The 19,005-nt window shown below is 49.0% G+C and carries 20 protein-coding genes and 1 pseudogene; 2 read left to right on the forward strand and 19 right to left on the reverse strand.

Annotation, left to right across the window (positions count from 1 at the left end; all coding sequences use genetic code 11):
• Nucleotides 1-150 precede the first annotated feature (150 nt).
• The 7 genes from AC58P5_RS23405 to AC58P5_RS23435 form a co-directional block, all read right to left on the reverse strand.
• Complete coding sequence (locus AC58P5_RS23405; RefSeq protein ID WP_497390896.1) at nucleotides 151-795, reverse strand: DUF4352 domain-containing protein; 645 nt, start codon at nucleotides 793-795, stop codon at nucleotides 151-153.
• A gap of 167 nt (nucleotides 796-962) precedes the next feature.
• Nucleotides 963-1,094 (reverse strand): hypothetical protein, encoded by a 132-nt coding sequence (locus tag AC58P5_RS23410; protein WP_497390898.1) that lies wholly within the window; start codon nucleotides 1,092-1,094, stop codon nucleotides 963-965.
• Nucleotides 1,095-1,440: 346 nt separating this feature from the next.
• A complete protein-coding gene (locus tag AC58P5_RS23415; protein WP_497390900.1) occupies nucleotides 1,441-2,634 on the reverse strand; it encodes a metal-dependent hydrolase family protein in 1,194 nt (397 codons plus the stop codon).
• 1 nt (nucleotide 2,635) lies between these two features.
• Nucleotides 2,636-4,117 (reverse strand): sodium:solute symporter family protein, encoded by a 1,482-nt coding sequence (locus tag AC58P5_RS23420; protein WP_497390902.1) that lies wholly within the window; start codon nucleotides 4,115-4,117, stop codon nucleotides 2,636-2,638.
• Nucleotides 4,117-4,326: a DUF3311 domain-containing protein gene (locus AC58P5_RS23425; protein WP_009675199.1), complete on the reverse strand. Its 210-nt coding sequence runs from the start codon at nucleotides 4,324-4,326 to the stop codon at nucleotides 4,117-4,119. Before AC58P5_RS23425 ends, AC58P5_RS23420 begins: the two co-directional genes overlap by 1 nt.
• A 37-nt stretch (nucleotides 4,327-4,363) precedes the next feature.
• Nucleotides 4,364-5,605, reverse strand: coding sequence for a metal-dependent hydrolase family protein (locus tag AC58P5_RS23430; protein ID WP_497390904.1), 1,242 nt, complete (start codon nucleotides 5,603-5,605; stop codon nucleotides 4,364-4,366).
• Between the two features lie 142 nt (nucleotides 5,606-5,747).
• The gene (locus AC58P5_RS23435) at nucleotides 5,748-6,881 is read right to left on the reverse strand and encodes an aminotransferase class V-fold PLP-dependent enzyme (protein ID WP_497390906.1); all 1,134 of its coding nucleotides are present in this window, start codon (nucleotides 6,879-6,881) and stop codon (nucleotides 5,748-5,750) included.
• Nucleotides 6,882-6,922: 41 nt separating this feature from the next.
• Here AC58P5_RS23435 and AC58P5_RS23440 point away from each other — a divergent pair, with 41 nt between their 5' ends.
• Nucleotides 6,923-7,627, forward strand: a complete 705-nt coding sequence (locus AC58P5_RS23440) for a Crp/Fnr family transcriptional regulator (RefSeq protein WP_497390908.1) — start codon at nucleotides 6,923-6,925, stop codon at nucleotides 7,625-7,627.
• 230 nt (nucleotides 7,628-7,857) lie between these two features.
• Here AC58P5_RS23440 and AC58P5_RS23445 read toward each other — a convergent pair whose 3' ends face one another.
• The 12 genes and pseudogenes from AC58P5_RS23445 to AC58P5_RS23500 all read right to left on the reverse strand — a co-directional run.
• Complete coding sequence (locus tag AC58P5_RS23445) at nucleotides 7,858-8,241, reverse strand: hypothetical protein (protein WP_497390910.1); 384 nt, start codon at nucleotides 8,239-8,241, stop codon at nucleotides 7,858-7,860.
• Between the two features lie 88 nt (nucleotides 8,242-8,329).
• Entirely contained in the window at nucleotides 8,330-8,530 is a 201-nt protein-coding gene (locus AC58P5_RS23450; protein ID WP_497390912.1) for a hypothetical protein, read from the reverse strand.
• Between the two features lie 84 nt (nucleotides 8,531-8,614).
• A complete protein-coding gene (locus tag AC58P5_RS23455) occupies nucleotides 8,615-9,229 on the reverse strand; it encodes a suppressor of fused domain protein (RefSeq protein ID WP_497390914.1) in 615 nt (204 codons plus the stop codon).
• 76 nt (nucleotides 9,230-9,305) lie between these two features.
• On the reverse strand, nucleotides 9,306-9,887 hold the full coding sequence (locus AC58P5_RS23460) for a hypothetical protein (RefSeq protein ID WP_497390916.1): 582 nt from the start codon (nucleotides 9,885-9,887) through the stop codon (nucleotides 9,306-9,308).
• A gap of 325 nt (nucleotides 9,888-10,212) precedes the next feature.
• Nucleotides 10,213-11,841, reverse strand: a complete 1,629-nt coding sequence (gene groL, locus AC58P5_RS23465; RefSeq protein WP_497390918.1) for a chaperonin GroEL — start codon at nucleotides 11,839-11,841, stop codon at nucleotides 10,213-10,215.
• A gap of 137 nt (nucleotides 11,842-11,978) precedes the next feature.
• Nucleotides 11,979-12,260, reverse strand: coding sequence for a co-chaperone GroES (gene groES, locus AC58P5_RS23470; protein WP_009675186.1), 282 nt, complete (start codon nucleotides 12,258-12,260; stop codon nucleotides 11,979-11,981).
• A 409-nt stretch (nucleotides 12,261-12,669) separates the two neighbouring features.
• Entirely contained in the window at nucleotides 12,670-13,425 is a 756-nt protein-coding gene (gene tatC, locus AC58P5_RS23475) for a twin-arginine translocase subunit TatC (protein ID WP_497390920.1), read from the reverse strand.
• A gap of 43 nt (nucleotides 13,426-13,468) precedes the next feature.
• Nucleotides 13,469-13,774, reverse strand: a complete 306-nt coding sequence (locus AC58P5_RS23480) for a twin-arginine translocase TatA/TatE family subunit (protein WP_497390922.1) — start codon at nucleotides 13,772-13,774, stop codon at nucleotides 13,469-13,471.
• A 30-nt stretch (nucleotides 13,775-13,804) separates the two neighbouring features.
• Nucleotides 13,805-14,866, reverse strand: a complete 1,062-nt coding sequence (locus tag AC58P5_RS23485) for a molybdopterin-binding protein (RefSeq protein ID WP_497391296.1) — start codon at nucleotides 14,864-14,866, stop codon at nucleotides 13,805-13,807.
• Nucleotides 14,856-15,356 (reverse strand): molybdopterin adenylyltransferase, encoded by a 501-nt coding sequence (gene mog / locus AC58P5_RS23490; RefSeq protein WP_497390924.1) that lies wholly within the window; start codon nucleotides 15,354-15,356, stop codon nucleotides 14,856-14,858. The genes AC58P5_RS23485 and mog overlap by 11 nt, the downstream gene beginning before the upstream one ends.
• A 37-nt stretch (nucleotides 15,357-15,393) precedes the next feature.
• A complete protein-coding gene (gene moaC, locus AC58P5_RS23495) occupies nucleotides 15,394-15,888 on the reverse strand; it encodes a cyclic pyranopterin monophosphate synthase MoaC (protein ID WP_497391298.1) in 495 nt (164 codons plus the stop codon).
• Between the two features lie 114 nt (nucleotides 15,889-16,002).
• Nucleotides 16,003-16,686: pseudogene (locus AC58P5_RS23500) on the reverse strand (5-formyltetrahydrofolate cyclo-ligase); the annotation flags it as partial.
• Between the two features lie 330 nt (nucleotides 16,687-17,016).
• Here AC58P5_RS23500 and abc-f point away from each other — a divergent pair.
• Nucleotides 17,017-18,972 (forward strand): ribosomal protection-like ABC-F family protein, encoded by a 1,956-nt coding sequence (gene abc-f, locus AC58P5_RS23505; protein ID WP_497390926.1) that lies wholly within the window; start codon nucleotides 17,017-17,019, stop codon nucleotides 18,970-18,972.
• Nucleotides 18,973-19,005 lie beyond the last annotated feature (33 nt).

Here is a 19,005-nt window from a genome sequence, read left to right on the forward strand (position 1 = left end):
ACCAACACCGTCCGTTCTAAAAAGAGATACCTATATTATACAACATTAACGCGGTGTCGCATTAAATGTATTCCATATAAAAATAGCTGTCGAGACTTTCTCGACAGCCTGCAGTTCCTGAAAAGGAACTGTCTTTCACTTTTTCTACGACTACTCCACTTTCAACTTGATTTTCTTGCCGGTAAACCCGCCGCTTGCTTCCAGAACAAAGCCTTTGGCATCTGCAGGTACGTCAAACACTACATAACCGGTAGCGGAAAGACCCGGGTTCAGCTTTTTCAAAAAGAAAGAGTCTTTTTTATCTTTAAGGGAAGATTCCAAAGCAATTAGTGCTTCCGTGGAGTAAGAAAACTCACGTTTTTGATCATCAATCAGTTTAAAGCTGTTGCCATCGATCGTAATGGCGTCTTTTTGATTATTTGTAAGGGTAACTTTCACAATTTTAAAAGCACCTTGCGCTTTAGCTTTACTGAATTCGTTATCCCCAACTTCAGCTTTCGATTCGAAACCGTCTACTACGATTTTGACATCAGAAGAAACGCCCTCTTTGGACAATTCCTGCTGAGCCGGTGCAGCATCCTTTTTAGTCTCTGTGCCCGTTTTCGTAGCGGCTTCCGTAGCCGGCTTATCCTTACCCATATTTGCAAAGATCGCTATGACGATAATAAAACCTACTACACCAAGGATAGCCTTCTTAAAAAAACCGGCCTTTAATTTCGCACCGCATCCCGGACAAACCTTCGCCGAATTTGCAACCTCTTTCGAACATGTCTTGCAAGTAACCATCTTTGCCATTTCTTTACGCCCCTTTTGTACAGTTAAAATTTACCTCCTTCATTATAACACTTACAAAATATTACACCATTCTTTTTTTTACGACTTTAAGGCACATAATAGGTTCTCGAAAGTCATTTTTATAGGTCTATAGACACAAAAAAAAGACCGCCTCTTTATCCGGCAGTCTAACTCGCGTTTTCTTCTCGCTGGGGCACTTTCCAATCGGTCTTGTCGATCTTCTTCTGCAAAAAGAAATGGCCTACGGCCAGAAGCAGATTACTAATCAAGGGAATCATTCCTTTGATGATTTCCGTCATCCTTAAGCGCCTCCTTTGCTTTCTTATTCTTTTATTATACCAGAAAAAACCAGATAAAATTCAATGAAAAGCTGCTGTCTGCTTTAAGCTCTTTTATTCCATACGAGAAATCTCCCGTTTTCGTTCCGTTTTCGGCGACGAAGAACCGCGAGCTTAACAAAAAAACAGACTTCCCGATTCCTCGGAAAGTCTGCTCCGGACCTCAACCCATAATTCAGCGGAAGGCTGAATTACCTCCTGCCGCCCAAGAGGTACACGAATGCCGCAATCATGGGCACAGAAATAAATGGATACGTCCGATGGGTTCGTGATCAAATGTTGGCCAAAGTGTGATCAGCCTCTATCACTAAACTCCCCTAGCAAGCATGTACATGCTTTCTCCGCTTTTAAAAACATGGGTCACTCGACGAAAAGCAGAGAAATCTGCTTCGGGATCACCATCGAGGAGAATGACATCTGCCCATTTCCCGATCTCTAAGCTGCCGGTCTCCTGTTCGATGCCGAGCGCTTCGGCAGCCATGTAGGTAGCGGCGTATATGACTTCCTGCAGGGACATGCCTTCTTCTTTCATGAGCTCAAGCTCCGTTGCAAAATCTCCATGCAGGTTAAACGGGGTACCCGCATCCGTACCGGCAGCAATTTTCACTTTCTCCTTATGTGCCTTGCGAAAGCTCTCACGATGGGGAATCATGGCTTCCTCATTTTTTTTTACCGCGAACTCCGGTATGCCGGCAGCCGTTCCATTCTTTACAATCTGATAGGGAGCGGCCAGTGTCGGGACGAGATACGTGTTTCGGTCTTTCATTAATCGGATCGCTTCATCATCCAGCTCGACTCCGTGCTCAATCGTTGTCACGCCTGCACGAATCGCATTTTTGATCCCCTCGCCGCCTTGGGCATGTGCGGCTGTCCGTTTTCCGGCCTCTCTGGCAACTTGGCAAGCGACAGTTAATTCCTCTTCAGTTAGCTGGGAAGCTCCTGCCTTTACCCCGGGCGTTAATCCACCGCCTGTAGCCATGAGCTTAAGAAAGTCGGCCCCTTCTTTTATCTTGCTCCTCGCTGCTTTTCGAACTTCCTCGATGCCATCTACCTCTGTACCGAACATATGGCAGTGGCCGCCTGTCATGGTAATCGGTTGACCGCAAGCAAAGATCCGTGGGCCTTTTACAATCCCATCTGCAATCGCTTTGCGCAGTTCAATATCCACGTTGTATTTCGAACCGCAATTTCTAACGGTGACTACGCCTGATTGAATCTGTTTCATTGCACTAGCAAGTGCGCGATAGGCGGCAACACCAGCCGAATCCGCTATTGTTTTGCCCATGGAATCGGGACTGCCATCCATTGTCAAATGAACATGCAAGTCAATGAGACCAGGTAGTGCGGTTAATCCTGTGCCATCAATGACCCGATCAGCTTGACTCGTCAGATCATAGGTACCTAATCCAAGAATTCCGGTTTCATCAAAAAGGATATTGGCGCCTTCCGTTTTGTTGCCTCGTCCGTTATATAAAGTAACGTTCCGAATGTAGGTTTTCATGTTAAGCCCCCTTCTCTAATCCAGCGTTATTCATATGAATAGTTTGTTTGCGTGTAAACATACTGACGAGGATTAACGCTGCAGTATTTAGAAGTACGGCGATGAACCCGATATTTAATTCTTGAATGGCTTGCGGCAGACCCGGGAATAGCTGAGCTATCGTAAGGTCGTTCAGTGTAATAACGATGACAGTGAGAACACCGACGAGCATTCCAGCTGCAGCGCCTTGCTTGGTGAAGAATCTCTTATTGACCAGAGAAGCGAGTAAGGGCGGGAATAATTGGGTTACAAAATTATAGCCCATCAGGAGCAGGGTCATGATCGTGCTGCTGTTGAAAATGGCGTAAAACATGCAAACGAGAGCGATAATGGGAACGATCAGCTTGGCAACCCTGCTAAGCCCCGCATCTGTGGTTGCAGGAAAGATTACTTGGTAGATGTTTTTCGCGATAGCTGTAGAAGCGGCCATGAGCAGCAAGGAGCCGGGAACGACCCCTGTTAACAATCCTGCAGCTCCGATTAACCCAACGAGCCAAGGGTCGAAAGTTTGGATCGATATTTTTAACAACGCCAAATCTCCATTGGGACCGGTTAATCCGGGGACCTGTAAGATAGCCGTGAACCCAACGATTAATACGAATGGCAGCATCAGTGTATAAAGAGGCATGATGATCGTATTTTTCTTAAATACGTTCGTGCTTTTCGCGGAAAAATAAGCTGCGAAAGTATGGGGCCACATGCTGAAGCCGATCACAGTGAGCAAGGTTGTCGAAATGAACCAAGAGAAGGATAACCCCTTTTCAGGAACGAGCAGAAAGTTCGGTTTCGCTTCATTCACTGCCTCAAACATCGATTGAATACCGCCATAATAGTGGTAAGGGAGATAAATACCTAAAAAGAGAACGATTATAAAGATTAATATATCTTTGATGACTGCCGTCCAAGCCGATCCATGAATACCGGAAACGCTTACATAAACCGTGATGACGAGGGTAGAGATGACAATGGCAAGAGAGGGCGAAATTGAACCATATGAAGCTGCGGATACGATAATCCCCAATCCTTTAAATTGCAAGATCAGATACGGTATGAGTGCCAAGACTCCTACAATCGCTACCAATACACCTAAGCCTTTGCTTTTGTATTTGATAGCAAAGAAATCAGATTGTGAAACGAGTTTGTGCTCTTTTGCATATCTCCAAATCGGCGGCAGCAGCCAGTACCCAATTAAATAGCTTAAGGAAGAGGTACATAGAATATAAAATGCGGGTCCGCCTTTGGAGTAGGACCAACCGCTTGTCCCAAGGAAAGTAGAAGTGGTGTAAATCTCCCCGGCGAGCAATAGAAAAACGAATACGGTGCCAAATCCTCGTCCGCCTACAGCCCATTGTTCCATATTCATATCTTTTCCTCTTCTCGCCATTAACCCGAGAAAGAGACACAGCAAAAGAAACCCAAGCATAATGAACAGAGCCGTATTCATTAGTCATCGCCCTCCTTATCGAGCAATCCGTTTGATTTATCCAGCTGATAAATAACCAACATCGTAAGCGAAGAGAGAACAATCCACAGCAAAATCCAAAAGAGCAGGAAAGGCAATCCTAATACGTAAGGAGTAACTTGATTAAAGACAACGGCACCTCCGAGCATTCCAATAAACGGAATGATAACCAGCCAATAATAATTTCTCATTCTAGTTAACCCCCTCAAGCTTTTTCCATGATCCGAATCAGCATTCCGCAGAATTGGTATGAACGAGTTGTCCTCCTTTATAGACCCGCTTGATTCTCGCTTTATCTTGAAGGATTTTGATATCATGCAGCGGATTTCCGTCGACGACGATCATATCTGCGATTTTCCCCGTCTCAATGACCCCTAGCTCCGTTAAACGAAGGGCTTCTGCGGCTACTTGCGTAGCACTTTTAATCGCATCCATTTCAGATAACCCATTTCTCACGAGACATTCCAGTTCATACGCATTTTCCCCGTGATAATTAAAAGGAGTTCCCGCATCCGTACCGGCGACAATCTTGACGCCTGCTGCAATCGCCTTTTGTAAATTGGCTTCATGGGCAGTTTGGTAGTATTCCACTTTTTTAATATGGTGTTCAGGGACTCCACCCGCTCTGCCGTATTTAATCGTTTTAAAAGCAGACAGAGTAGGAACGAGATAAGCGTTTTTCTCCAAAAAGAGTTCAATCCCTTGATCATCTAAGAACGTTCCATGCTCAATGGTTCGAACACCGGCTTTCAAAGCATTATGAATTCCCTCTACACCAATGGCATGGGCGGCTGTGACTTTCTCGAATTTCACCGCTTCTTCTACGGCAGCTTGCATTTCCTGAACGGTTAATTGGGCGATCGTTCCCGGACCAGGCGACATTCCTCCGCCTGTAGCCATCATTTTAATGTTGTCGGCACCCAGCTTTAACTGCTCTCGAGCAGCTCTTCTTGCTTGGTCAACACCGTCCAAGACGATGCCGATTCCATCTATATTTACGCCTTCGGGAAACATATCTCCGTGTCCGCCTGTTATGGTCAAGGCTTTTCCGCTGGCAAAAATGGTCGGTCCGACGATGATTCCTTGTTCGACTGCCTTTTTAATGGCGATATCAATATGTCCCTTTTCGCCCATGGTGCGAAGTGTCGTAAATCCTGCTTCGAGCGAGCGTTTGGCTCTTTCTACACCTTTAATTGCGGCGAACGCCGGTGTATCCATGACCATGTCGGTGAAGGTGCTCGGCTCACCTGCCATACACAGATGGACGTGTGTATCAATCATTCCCGGCATCAAGGTCATGCCTTTTAGATCGAACAGCTCCGCATCACCGGCTTGCTGCACGATGGTTTCATCGTATAAGCCGACATACGTGATTCTCTCGTTTTCCACAATGATTAGAGCTTCTTTTTGTACAGTGTTACTTTTTCCATCTATGAGCAAGGCGTTCTTGAAAATTTTCTTGTTAGCCATCTAGCCATTCTCCCTTTTTCTCTATCATTAAGATTGGATTGTTTTTTAAAAGTAAGCGCATACAATTTAGAAATAAATGACTTTTCTCAGCCTGATTGACCCCACAGGCAATAGCCGTTGCACCTGTTGAGCCGCCTGCAAATTACGATTTTAGTTCAACCAGCATATCAATTGCAAGGGCCACTTCTTCTTTTGTATTATAAAAATGAGGTGCCATCCGAATGACGTCATTGCGCGCTGACACAATAACTCCTCTTTCCCTCATTTTCATTTCGATCCGTGAGGCGTTCGGGCATTGAAATGCCGTATTAGCTGCTTTTCGCTTGAGATCTAGCGGGCTTGCGATGGTTAGTCCCTTTTCTTGTCCATAAGAAATGGCAAAGCTTGATAATTCCTTAAGATAGGATTCAATTCGATTTACACCTATCTGATTAATCAGTTCCAGCGCCGCATGAGCGGCGTAAGCGTTGATCATTGGAGGAGTTCCCGTATCAAAACGCCTTGTTCCTTCCGCATAATCCAGTGATTTAACATCAAACGAAAAAGGATCTATTCGGCCGAACCAGCCGGTAATGGAAGGCTGCAATTCATTGGCAAGTTCTTTCTTCACATATAGGAAGGCGATTCCCGGTATCCCGAGCAAATACTTTTGAGCTCCTGCTGCAAGAAAATCTACGTCCATCTCCTTAACATCTATAGCAACACAACCGGCTGACTGATACGCATCAACAAATAGCCGTGCCCCTTTATCGTGCACAAGGGAGGAAATTTGTTTTAAATCTTGTTGAAGTCCATTATAATAAGCAACATGCGACATGGAGACGATCAAAGTTTGTTCATCCACACATTGATCGTAAAATTCAATGGGAATCTCGTTGTTTTCACTCGGAACGAATGCGATTTGGGCCCCCCGAGATTGTTGAGCCAACCAGACGTGCCCGATTGAAGGGAAATCCATTTCGGTGGTCACGATTTTATTCCTGCGAGATGTAAATTGCAGCGCCGATGCAACTGCCGCCGCCGCTAATGAAACGGACGGAAGCACCGCAATTTCATCGGGTGACGCATTAATCAGTGTGGCAAAAGATTGTTTAGCCATCTCTACCCGGTCCACCCAGGCCGTCCAGTCCATGCCTTCTGTTAACCAACCGTCGGTATACTCTTTCATGGCCGCTTCCACTTGAAGGCTCATCGCGCTTTGCGAACAACTGGACAGCTGAATCTTATTTTTCAATATCGGAAAATATTGTCTTTCCTTAGCAAAAGGATATTCCACAAAAATCGCTCGCTTTCAATTTATATTTGAGGAGAATGACTATGACCAAGATAGAAAGCGCTATCAATTCTTCGGTAACCTCTTCATCTTGGCTGGAGAGCTTGGCTTTTCATTGGCATCCGCTCCCTCAACTTGGACAAAAACTCGTTTTACAAAAAAATGCTTTTATCTTTCTTGAAAATCAACCGAATGATTTTGTCTATCTGGTTCTGAACGGACGTATTCGATTATATGCGACCTCCCTTAATGGCGTCGAAAAAACGATCGCAATCATTGGAAAAAACGGAATGATTGGTGAAAACGGCATTTTTGAACACGTTGCCTCGTACAACCATAGCGCTATTGCTGCCAGTAAAGCCACATTAATTAAAATTGATCGAAAAAAATTGGAAGAAACGTTGAAAGACAATTTTGAACTCATGCGACAAGTTTTGCTTTTGGTAAACTTAAAAATGAGAATAATGTCCTCCCAATTGCTGCAACTAAGCTCTTCTTCTGCCATCCAGCGAATTTGTCACACGCTTTTACAGTTAGTTGATACGTATGGGTTAAAAAGCGGCGAAAAAGAGTTCATTGGAATCGGCTTTACACACCAAGAATTGGCCAATCTAGTGAGCACATCGAGGGTGACAGCGGCAAACACCCTAAAAAAATTGGAACTAACCGGCGTCATTTCCAAACAAAACGGCAAGTACGTGATTGAAGACAAGGCGCGCCTGATTTCATTGGGAACCAATCACAATTAATTGGGTATGCATTCATTTTATTAATTGCTTGCTAAATATTCTGTAAAGTACTTTACAATCTATAAAATTTCTCACATCTGATAAACATTTTTTAAAACCTTATCCATACAGGATGAAAAAGACGCACGCAAAAGGCCTCTCAGATATGAACTCTGAGAGGCCTTATTAACAGATCTGGTCAAACGGTCTTCCCCTTTACGGGAAACCTTAATGCACAAGGCTTTGAAGTATTAGATTTTGGGTATGTCGAGACATAATCGTAGACCTGCTAACTGGCCAGGCATATTTTTTAGAGGTAATTGCAGCTCGGTCAATAGCATGGCCCATTGCGAAGGGTGTTGAAACGGGTAAAATCCGGCAACGCCTCCACGAACGATTATTTCATCGCTCGCTCCTCCAATGCGGGTGAATGCCGCAATGGCGAGACCTGCTATGCCAAAAATATTGGAAGCTGCATGATTTAGCCTGTTATCACCAAATTGTGTAAGGCAGATATCATCGGATAAATCTCGTGATGGAATTTCTTCTCCACAAATGAATAAATTATTCTTGAACTCCTTGGAGACATACTCCCACTCGAAATCCCATGGCATTCTATACCCGGTTTTTTCCAAAAAAGACTTTGCTTCTTGTAAGTTAACATAGGCGGGGAATGGGCCGTCTTCGCTATAAAAATCAGGCCGTTCTTCATCGTTTGATAGATTAATATTCTCCTCTAATACCCACTCGTAAACAGGGTATTTCTATTTCTTTACCATTTTGAGGATTTTTTATTAGATATGGTTTAGCGAGTTTGAATCTTCCCGGTAACTTATTGATTATCGAATGGCAAATATCTTCGCGGCGTTCACGTGAAGCATTTTGCCAATTTTCTAGGCTATTGATTTCCGGAATGTTGGTCATTGGGTGCACCATCCTCTTCAGCTTATTTTCCTCGACCCCTTATTGCCGTTCACTGGCGCTGGAGACCGAAATATATGGAACTGCTTATGAATAAGGACGAGTGGGATCTATTATTGAATACGGAGACTTTTCTATGTACATATCAAAAGCATCTATACCTTCTTGTAAAATTATATGTGCTTCTTTATGAGTAATGGGTACAACCCACAAGACACTAATTGTTTCTTCGCCTATTTTTATTTCTTCTAAATCCTCGCTCTCTCCTCTTAGTTCATCAATCAAAAGGGCTTTTGTAGTCCAGTTCTCTGGTGCGAGTGCGCTCTCTGTCATTACTCGCGGGGCTTCCGAAGATTTTATATTTTCAATATTATGGGCAATCAGGTCGCAGAAATAGGAGAATATACGATCCATGCTTTCTTGTCCCAAATCGGGTTCTAAAGCTAGCATCCATTCAGTCTCAGTAGGTTTTCCGGTTTTTCGAATGGAATTAGATAGGCCGACTGTTGCGAATCTTGCAGGAATTTTATCATTAATTGATGGGAAATAATAGATCTCAATATATAGGCCAATCTCCGGTTTTGTCATTATGACTCTATATTCTGGCATAGACCATTCTTTAATATATAAATTAAGAATGATTGTTCTTCTGATGTCGAAGTTCAGAATTTTTTCTTTGCTTGACTCTCTATTGATTTGCACATCCATCACCTCTTTTTTTATTGGTTTTCTCGGTTTAAAGTTTGGGCCGGTCTAGAGTGTTTATATACGAAGTTACTTAGTTTCCTTTCGATGATTGGTGCTTCCTAACAGCTTCTTTTGCTCTAAGGACAACATCATCCACATCGGAAAACTGACGCTCAATAGATGCTAGCGCCTTCAGTAAAAAAAGGCCAAGATTTTTATCTCCTAAGCATAATTCCGTTTCGGCGAAAAATTCGATGTCTTCGAGTTTTTCTATATTTTTTTTATTATTGATGTTTTCAGGGAATTCGATGTATTTATAGAGGGTTAAGACTGCATCTTCGCCCTTGGTTTTAAAATCGCAAACAATTCCATTGAATAGGGTGTCTTTGAATCCTTCCTTGAGCCTGCCTTTTTCATTCAATACATCCGGATGAAAGGTCGCCAAATATTTTTCGTTTCTTATGGCTTGATCATTAACGATGTAGGATATTTTTTCTTCGTCAAGAATCTTTATTATTTCATCAATTGACTTAAACTTTAGTCTTGCAAATCTTGCCGGAGAAAATTGCTTGCGCAAAGAATCTTCATTTTTTGAAAGATATGCCCTAAAAGAAATTTGAGAGTTTCCTTCCAAGAGTTCTTTGAAATAAACAAGATGCCTTTCATCTACCATATCTGCCTCCTGCAATGAGCTTTTGGGTAATAGTATGGTCACGCATCATTTTTTTGATCTGGGATTGGGGATCTGATTGAAAAAGTCGGGGGGCGCACTAAGTTAATAAAATAGGCTTTTCACAAGTTCGATTTGAACTCGTGAGAAGCCTATTTTTATTTCTATGTGGTCAAAATGTGGTCAAACGGCGTTTCCGCAAGCGGAAACCCTTGATGTTACAAGCTTTCGCCTGATTACCGCACTGGACGCTCTCCGTCCAGTCGGCAACGAAATCTACGGTTTAAGCGCGGTTGTTCATCATCGAATTACTTCGACAATGATTTCATTACATCATGCCGCCCATACCGCCCATGCCGCCCATGTCAGGCATAGCAGGTTTGTCTTTTTCAGGCTTGTCGGCGATAACCGCTTCGGTTGTCAGGAACATAGCCGCAACGGATGCCGCGTTTTGCAGGGCGGAACGCGTTACTTTCGCCGGATCGACGATACCGGCTTCGATCATGTTCACCCACTCGCCAGTAGCGGCGTTGTAGCCGATACCGATTGTTTCTTTCTTCAGACGCTCGACGATTACGGAGCCCTCTTGGCCGGCATTCGCGGCGATCGTGCGAACCGGCTCTTCCAGAGCGCGCAGAACGATGTTGACGCCTGTTTTCTCGTCGCCATCGGAGCCTACAGCGGCAACGGCATTGTACACGCTCACGAGAGCTGTACCGCCGCCTGCTACGATACCTTCTTCAACCGCGGCGCGAGTAGCGTTCAGTGCGTCTTCGATACGCAATTTGCGCTCTTTCAGCTCGGTTTCGGTAGCGGCGCCGACTTTGATTACCGCAACACCGCCGGCAAGTTTAGCCAGACGCTCTTGCAGTTTTTCTTTATCGAACTCGGAAGTGGTTTCTTCCAGCTGTGCTTTGATTTGGGAAACACGCGCATTGATGTCTTCTTTAGCGCCAGCGCCGTCGACTACGATCGTGTTTTCTTTGGTTACACGGATTTGACGAGCCGTACCCAGTTGTTGTACCGTAGCGGATTTCAGCTCAAGGCCGAGTTCCTCGGTGATCACTTGGCCGCCTGTCAGGGCAGCGATGTCCTGCAGCATAGCTTTGCGGCGGTCGCCGAAGCCAGGAGCTTTGACAGCCACGCAAGTGAACGTACCGCGCAGACGGTTAACGACCAGCGTAGCCAGCGCTTCGCCTTCTACGTCTTCAGCGATGATCAGGAGCTGTTTGCCTTGTTGGACCACTTTTTCAAGAACCGGAAGGATTTCTTGGATGTTCGTGATCTTCTTGTCTGTGATCAGAACGTAAGGGTTCTCCAGAACGGCTTCCATTTTGTCCGTGTCCGTGATCATGTACGGGGAGATGTATCCGCGGTCGAACTGCATGCCTTCAACCACTTCAAGCTCAGTCGCGAATCCTTTGGATTCTTCAACGGTGATAACGCCGTCTTTGCCGACTTTCTCCATCGCTTCGGCGATCAGTTCGCCAACTTCGTCGTCAGCAGCGGAGATAGCCGCTACTTGAGCGATGCTTTGCTTGCCTTCGATAGGCTTCGCAATGCTTGCAAGCTCTTCGACAGCCGCGCGAACGGCTTTGTCGATGCCTTTGCGGATAACCATCGGGTTAGCGCCCGCGGTTACGTTTTTCAGACCTTCGCGAATCATCGCTTGAGCCAGAACCGTAGCCGTAGTCGTACCGTCACCGGCAACATCGTTAGTTTTGGTCGCGACTTCTTTTACAAGCTGTGCGCCCATGTTCTCGAAAGCGTCTTCGAGTTCGATTTCTTTCGCGATCGTCACACCGTCATTGGTGATGAGCGGGCTTCCGAATTTTTTCTCAAGTACTACGTTGCGGCCTTTTGGTCCGAGTGTTACTTTAACTGCGTTCGCCAGAGCGTCCACACCACGAAGCATTGCGCGGCGCGCGTCTTCACTAAACATAATGTCTTTTGCCATCGTTAAAACCCTCCCTGAAATGTTGATTCTGCTTACCTGTTTATGTGCATCTATATCGATTCCGATAACCGGCCTTCAGCCGAGGCGTCAGGCGGTAAGTATTCAAATGAGTCGCTTAAGTATGTGAATCCGCTAAATTAGGCTAAGATAGCGAGGATATCGCTCTCACGCATAATCAACAGCTCGCGGCCTTCGTATTTCACTTCAGTCCCTGCGTATTTGGAGAAAATAACGCGGTCGCCTTCTTTAACTTCCAGCTCAACGCGCTCGCCGTCTTTCAGCGTGCCGCTTCCAACTGCTACAACTTTGCCTTCCTGCGGCTTTTCTTTAGCTGTGTCCGGAAGCACGATGCCACTAGCAGTCGTCTCCTCTTTCGCAATGGCTTCAATGATAACGCGATCACCCAACGGTTTGATCATGGATAAATAGCCTCCTTCAGTTTGTAGTCAATGGATTTTTAGATTTTAGCACTCAAACATCTTAAGTGCTAACAACACTTTTAATGATAATGATTTTGCCATCGTTTTGCAAGTGGGTTTTGTTAAATTTTATTGTTTTTGCCGCAAAAAGCAGAATGGAAGACATTCCCAAGGAAGCGCCTCCCCCATTGTTCCCCGGCCAGCGGAATTTCATTCGTCTTGCAATCCATTTTCCCGGCTCCGGGCGAAAAAACGGTTTCAACTCCGTATCCTATGCGCTGCAGTCTCTCTTAAGACGAGGCGTTCGACACTTTCAAGCGGCAGCATACGGTCTTTTTCTAAGAACAGCCCAAGCTATCTGTCTCATTGCCCGTTCCGAAAAAAAAAGGGGCCGTCTTCCGACAGCCCGTTACTTTGGTTCCCCGTATTCCGCTTCCCAGGCCGCATCCTGGACAAGCTGTTTGCGATAAATAAACCCCGAAAGCAGCACGCTGAACTCATACAGCACAATCATCGGTACCGCCACAAGAATAGCGGATATCGCATCCGGCGGCGTGATGACGGTCGAGAGGATGACCAGAACCATATAAGCGTAACGCCGCATTTTGGCCAGCCGCTTGGGGTTCAGAATGCGCAGTTTAGTCAGAAACATCACCACGATCGGAAGCTCGAACAGAACCGAAAGCGGCAAAATAATGTTAAACATGAACGAAAAATACTGGGCTGCCCCGTAGAGCTCGGTAATTCCCATGGAGCGGCTGATAGCCGTCGTAAAGTAAAAAGCCATCGGAAACACGACAAAATAGCCGAAAGCAAGACCCGCCAGGAACAAGACAACCGCTCCCGGAATGTAAAGAATCGACGCTTTCTGCTCGGTTTCCCGGAGACCCGGACTTACAAACGCCCAAATGTGGTAAAGGATCACCGGCAGTGTAATAAGCAGAGCGACGACAAAGCCGAAATTCATGTATAGACGGAGCGCATCCCACGGTGAAAATACATGCCAAGCGATTGTATCGGCCGGAGGCACGGATTTCAGAAAGAGGATGACGTTCTTGGCGAAAACAAGGCCGATGACGAGGCCGATGATCAGGACTCCCAGCACCCAGAAGATCCGCTTGCGCAGCTCCGCCAGATGCTCGACCAAAGGTTGTTCTTTATCCATGCAGCACCAACCTATCTACGTATAGCTTCACTGAACCGGAACCTTAGTCCGGAAGCCGGCGGGGGTTGTCCGAAACCGCCCGTTCACTGCTCGCCGCCGGCGCGGGAGGGGCTTGCGTCAAAGAGGCCGGCGCCGGAACTTCTTCGGGCGCTGCGGCGGCATGTTTGACCTCGGGTGCTTTCTTGTCCGCCTGGTCATGCTCGGACATCATATCGCGCGCACCCTTCTTGAACTCGCTCAAAGTACGTCCGAAAGCTCTCCCGAGTTCGGGAAGCTTGCTCGGTCCGAACAGCAGCAGACACACGACCGCAACCAGCAAAATTTCGGTAAAACCTATATTTTGAAACATCGGGAATGTTCCCTCCTTCAAAATTTGTAATCAGCAGCCGAGCAGGCCGCCGTATCCCATCTCCGTAATGTCTTCGCGGAAAATCTCTTCTCCGGCGCAGATACGCGGGAGAAGCACATCGAAGGACGTGTACGGGTCATGCATCACGCAGCCCGGCAGCCCCATGACAGGGACGCTGCCGATATAAGCCATCATCAGCATCGATCCGGGCAGCATCGGCGTCCCGTAGCTGACGATGCGGGCTCCCGCCCGGGATATGGCCCCGGGCGTGCGGTCGTCGGGATCGACCGACATGCCGCCGGTGACCAGGATGAGATCCGCACCGAGTCCGAGGAAATGCCGGATCTCGGTTACGATCGCATCCATGTCGTCCGGCGTGAACCGCTGGTCGATCACCCGCGAGCCAAGCGCCTCGACTTTGGCTCGCACGACAGGGCCGAATTTGTCTTGGATTCGGCCCTTGAACACTTCGCTGCCGGTGGTGATCAGCCCCACCCGCAGGCTGCGGAACGGCTTCACGGCGACAAGCCCCGTTTCCGCAGCCGGGCTGCCGCCGGGCGGCTCCAGGCCCCCGGCATGGCTGGCCGGACCGCTTCCGCGCAGGGCAGCCAGCCGCTCCACGCGGGCTACGGGCTCTTCCTCAATGACGAGCGGAATGACCCGGGTGCCTGCCAGAGGCTGCCCGGGTTTTACGACCGCATTCGTTCGTATGGTCGATAAGACGATGCGGCCTATGCCGTTGACTTGATCGACGAACGTTCTGTCGATCTTGGCCAGGCCGTGAATCGCCGATTTCAGCGTCACCTTGCCTTCATGCGGTTCCGTCCGTTCGGTATTCGCCCCGCGCACCGCGCGGGCCAGACGAAGAGCCGCCTCATCCTCGTGAAGGTAGCCTTCGGCAAGCTCCAGCACGTAAATATGCTCCTTGCCGATGCTCAGCAAAGCGGGAATATCCTCTTCCGAAATCTGGTGGCCTTTGCGGAACAAGCGGCCCTTGAACTCCCCCGGGATAATCTGGGTCATGTCGTGAGCGAGGACCAGACCGACCGCATCCTCCACTTTCACTTCACGAAGCATGGGGTCAGCTTTCATCCGCATGCTCCTGCTCCCGGCCCGTTAGGATCGACAACGCATGAGGAAGCACGTCAATAATGGCCATGAGATTTTCATGGACACCCTTGGGGCTTCCCGGCAGGTTAATGATCAGCGTAGAGCCCCGGATTCCGGTCACGGCTCGGGAAAGCATAGCCCGAGGAGACTTCTCGATCGATTTCATCCGCATGGCTTCGGCAAAACCGGGTGCCGAACGGTCGATGACGCTCAAGGTCGCTTCCGGGGTAACGTCCCGGGCCGCAAGACCCGTTCCGCCTGTCGTCAAGATGAGATCCGCCTGAAAGTAGTCGGTCATTTCTATAAGAGCCGCCATAATTTCGTCCATTTCATCCGGTACGACGCGGTATTCAATGATATCTCCTTGAATCTCTTCCTCTACCAGCTCGCGTATGACTTGGGCGCTCGTATCTTCCCGTTCTCCCCTCGATCCGCGGTCACTGGCAGTTAGAATCGCAACTTTCCAGCGCATTTCCTCTCACCTCTTCCTCTACTGTAACAAAATTTGATTAAGAATGGGTATCAAATCTGTGAAAATCTCCATTTTTACCGCCGGTTTTGGATACGAGCATCGTAGGCCCGATCACCATGTCCTTCTGGAGGGCTTTGCACATATCATACACGGTCAGGGCCGCGGCGGATACGGCCGTCAGCGCCTCCATTTCCACGCCGGTAGGACCGGTTGTCCGCACTTCGGCTTCGATGCCGAGCTCCGTCCCGCTTTCGTATACGAAGCGGATGTCCACCCCGGACAGCGCAAGCGGATGACACATCGGAATCCAGTCGGCGGTTTTCTTCGCCGCCATGATGCCGGCCACCTGGGCGACAGCTAGCACATCGCCTTTGGCGAGACGGCCTTCACGGATGCGCAGCAGCGTTTCCGGCAGCATCGTGACGCTGGTACGGGCGACCGCCGTCCGTCGGGTTTCCTTTTTTTCGCCGATATCGACCATTCTGGCCCGGCCTTGTTCATTAAAATGAGTCAGTTTGTCCGACTGCTCCATCCGATCCTCTCCCCTCTTCCGGTCCGCTGCCGGATCCCGGATATATGCGGCGCTCTCCGTAATCAGCACGTCCAGACGGATATCGTGCGGTTCCACGGGAAGGCGCTCTGCAAGCTGCACGTCAAAAGCCGCCGCCGCAAAAAGGGGCGCATCCCGCCCTTCCTCGCGGGCGGTTCTCAACAGTTTTTCAAGAAAGCGGTCGTAATAGCCGCCCCCGTATCCGAGCCTTCCGCAAGCGGTATCAAAAGCAAGCCCGGGCACGAGAACAGCGAAAGCGGCAAGGGGATCCTGCAAAGCTGGGCTCAGGGGGTCCGGCTCCATTATGCCGTGCATCCCTTTCTGCAGGTCTTCCCATTGTCTTATCTCGTGAAAAAGAAGCTCTCTCGACGCATGCAGCGAACGCGGCACGTAAACGCGGATGCCCGATTCCCAGCAGGATTCGATGGTCCTGTGAATCCCGCATTCCGTGCGAAAGGGAACATAAGCCAAAATAATCGGGCTGTCCGAAGTGCCGCAGCTTCCGGCCGCTTCCCGGCTCGCGGACAATCTTGTGCCGGTATATTCGTGACCCGGACAGTCTTCTTCTGAAAGAGCCGTTTCTTGCGGCTGTTTCAACGGCAAAGGCGCCGTGCCGCCGGAGGTATCGGGTGAAAGCTCCCGGCTGGCGATTACGCCTTTCAACCAGGCGGTCAGTCTTTCGTTGACTCGGCGCTCACGGCTAGCTCTTTCCTCAGGCGTTAATTCCGCCCGGAGCCGTTCGATGTGCCGGCGGATTTCTTGTTTATCGGAACCGTTCATGTATGAAGCTGCAACCTCTTTCCGGCTGGGGCTGTTATTTTGGACTGACTGGCAGGAATTCGTAGATGTTTGTCTGCCTGCGGGGCAAAGGGCCTTTTTTATATAGAAGGCATGTGCAGACAGTAGTATACATTATTTTATCACATTGCCGGGAAGTTTGAAAAAAATGTGTTCAGTTTTCCTCGAGGCGTTTTTCCTGTACACTAAAAAGAGCCTTTCTTATCCGCGGCAGAACCCGCTTGCAGAAATTCCGCCAGGTTATTTGCCGGGACTTTACGAAGCAGCCGTATAATGAAGAAAATCGTGCAATCATGGAGGTAATAACGAAAGATGCTTCTCCAAGTGAACGGAATCGGTAAAAGCTACGGCACCTCGTCCGTGCTTTCTAACATATCCCTGCAAATCGAAGACCGCGAAAGAATCGGACTCGTCGGGGTGAACGGAGCCGGCAAGTCTACTCTGCTGCAAATTGTTGCAGGCGACCTTTCTTACGATGAAGGCGACATTTTTAAAGCCAAAGAAACCCGGATCGGCTATCTCCGCCAGAACGGCGGCCTTCAGACGGACAAAACGATCATCGAGGAAATGCGCACGGTCTTTACGGCGCTTTATGCCGTCGAGAGAGAATTACGCGAGCTGGAGCAGCAAATGGCGGATCCGAAGCTGATCGATAACGCCAAGGCGTACGAGGACACGATGAACCGGTATGCCGCCAGGTCCGAGTGGTTCCGTGAGCGCGGCGGTTACGAAATCGAAGCCAGAATACGCGGAATCCTGCACGGTATGGGTTTTGGGGAGTTCCCGCCCGATACGCTGATCCAGACGCTGAGCGGCGGTCAGAAAACCCGTCTCGCGCTCGCCAAAATGCTTCTGGAAGAGCCGGACCTGCTTCTTCTCGACGAGCCGACCAACCATTTGGACATCCGCACGCTGACATGGCTGGAGTCCTACCTGCGCGGGTATCCCGGCGCTATTCTGGTCGTATCCCACGACCGCTATTTCCTCGACTCGCTCGTAACGGCGATTTACGAAATCGAGCGGACGTCCTCCAGGCGCTACACGGGCAACTATTCCCGTTTCGTCGAACTGAAGGAGGCGGACTACGAAATCCGCATGAAGCAGTTTGAGAAGCAGCAGGAAGAGATTGCCCGCATGGAGGACTTCGTGCAGAAAAACATCGTCCGCGCCACGACGACCAAACGCGCGCAGAGCCGCCGCAAAGCGCTGGATCGGATGGAACGGATCGACAAGCCTCTCGGCGATCTCAAGCGAGCCAGCTTCTCCTTCCAGATCGATCAGACATCCGGCAAGGAAGTTTTGCAGGTCAGGGATCTGGCGCTGTCCGTGGGAGAAGGCAAACGCCTTCTCGATTCCGTCTCGTTCGAGTTGAGGCGCGGCGAAACGGCCGCTCTGATCGGCCCGAACGGAATAGGCAAGACGACCCTGCTGAAAACTCTGATCGGCAAGCTGCCCCCCGATACCGGAACCATCCGCTGGGGAACCAACGTCAAGATCGGCTACTACGATCAGGAACAAACGACCCTGAACCCGCAGAAAACGATCCTGGAAGAGGTCTGGGACACGTTCCCTACTATTGAAGAAGCGCGCATCCGCTCCGTGCTCGGCAACTTTCTTTTCAGCGGCGAGGATGTGTTCAAAAAGATCGCGTCCCTAAGCGGCGGTGAGAAAGCGCGCGTAGCGCTTGCCAAGCTTATGCTGCTCAACGCGAATATGCTCATTCTCGATGAGCCGACCAACCATCTGGACTTGTACAGCAAGGAAGTGCTCGAATCGGCTCTGCTCGATTACGAAGGCACCCTGCTCTTCATTTCCCATGACCGTTATTTCCTGAACAAAATGGCGGAAAGCATGCTGGAACTGGAGCGCCGCGGCGTGACCCATTATCTCGGCAATTACGACGATTATGTCGAGAAGAAAGCGGAACTCGCCGAAATGGAAGCCGAGCGCGCCCGTGAACAGGCGGCCCGCGACAGCAAGGCTAAAGCCTCCTCCGCATCTTCCGCGGCGCAGCAGGCCGACAAACCTTCGTCTTACGAAGCGGACAAGCAGGCCAAGCGGGAAGAGCGCAACCGTCAGCGGCGGGTCGAGCAACTCGAGGAGGATATCGCCCGGCTGGAAGAGGAAGTGACGGCTCTTGAGGAGGAGCTGGCCGATCCGGCTGTCTACAACGATTATGTGCTCGTCCAGGAGAAGAACGGCCTCATCGATCAGAAAAAAGGCAGCCTGCAGGCGTGCTACGAGGAATGGGAGACTCTTGTGGGCTGAAATCAGCCCCGGACGGCTCTAAAGTGAATACAT

This window comes from Paenibacillus sp. JT31N7, from assembly GCF_059692095.1.

Excerpts from the sequence above, each read along its gene's own strand:
- AC58P5_RS23405 (WP_497390896.1), bottom strand. The coding sequence starts at position 795 with ATGGCAAAGATGGTTACTTGCAAGACATGTTCGAAAGAGGTTGCAAAT.
- AC58P5_RS23410 (WP_497390898.1), bottom strand. The coding sequence starts at position 1,094 with ATGACGGAAATCATCAAAGGAATGATTCCCTTGATTAGTAATCTGCTT.
- AC58P5_RS23415 (WP_497390900.1), bottom strand. The coding sequence starts at position 2,634 with ATGAAAACCTACATTCGGAACGTTACTTTATATAACGGACGAGGCAAC.
- AC58P5_RS23420 (WP_497390902.1), bottom strand. The coding sequence starts at position 4,117 with ATGAATACGGCTCTGTTCATTATGCTTGGGTTTCTTTTGCTGTGTCTC.
- AC58P5_RS23425 (WP_009675199.1), bottom strand. The coding sequence starts at position 4,326 with ATGAGAAATTATTATTGGCTGGTTATCATTCCGTTTATTGGAATGCTC.
- AC58P5_RS23430 (WP_497390904.1), bottom strand. The coding sequence starts at position 5,605 with ATGGCTAACAAGAAAATTTTCAAGAACGCCTTGCTCATAGATGGAAAA.
- AC58P5_RS23440 (WP_497390908.1), top strand. The coding sequence starts at position 6,923 with ATGACCAAGATAGAAAGCGCTATCAATTCTTCGGTAACCTCTTCATCT.
- AC58P5_RS23450 (WP_497390912.1), bottom strand. The coding sequence starts at position 8,530 with ATGACCAACATTCCGGAAATCAATAGCCTAGAAAATTGGCAAAATGCT.
- AC58P5_RS23460 (WP_497390916.1), bottom strand. The coding sequence starts at position 9,887 with ATGGTAGATGAAAGGCATCTTGTTTATTTCAAAGAACTCTTGGAAGGA.
- groL (WP_497390918.1), bottom strand. The coding sequence starts at position 11,841 with ATGGCAAAAGACATTATGTTTAGTGAAGACGCGCGCCGCGCAATGCTT.
- groES (WP_009675186.1), bottom strand. The coding sequence starts at position 12,260 with ATGATCAAACCGTTGGGTGATCGCGTTATCATTGAAGCCATTGCGAAA.
- tatC (WP_497390920.1), bottom strand. The coding sequence starts at position 13,425 with ATGGATAAAGAACAACCTTTGGTCGAGCATCTGGCGGAGCTGCGCAAG.
- AC58P5_RS23480 (WP_497390922.1), bottom strand. The coding sequence starts at position 13,774 with ATGTTTCAAAATATAGGTTTTACCGAAATTTTGCTGGTTGCGGTCGTG.
- AC58P5_RS23485 (WP_497391296.1), bottom strand. The coding sequence starts at position 14,866 with ATGAAAGCTGACCCCATGCTTCGTGAAGTGAAAGTGGAGGATGCGGTC.
- mog (WP_497390924.1), bottom strand. The coding sequence starts at position 15,356 with ATGCGCTGGAAAGTTGCGATTCTAACTGCCAGTGACCGCGGATCGAGG.
- moaC (WP_497391298.1), bottom strand. The coding sequence starts at position 15,888 with ATGGAGCAGTCGGACAAACTGACTCATTTTAATGAACAAGGCCGGGCC.
- abc-f (WP_497390926.1), top strand. The coding sequence starts at position 17,017 with ATGCTTCTCCAAGTGAACGGAATCGGTAAAAGCTACGGCACCTCGTCC.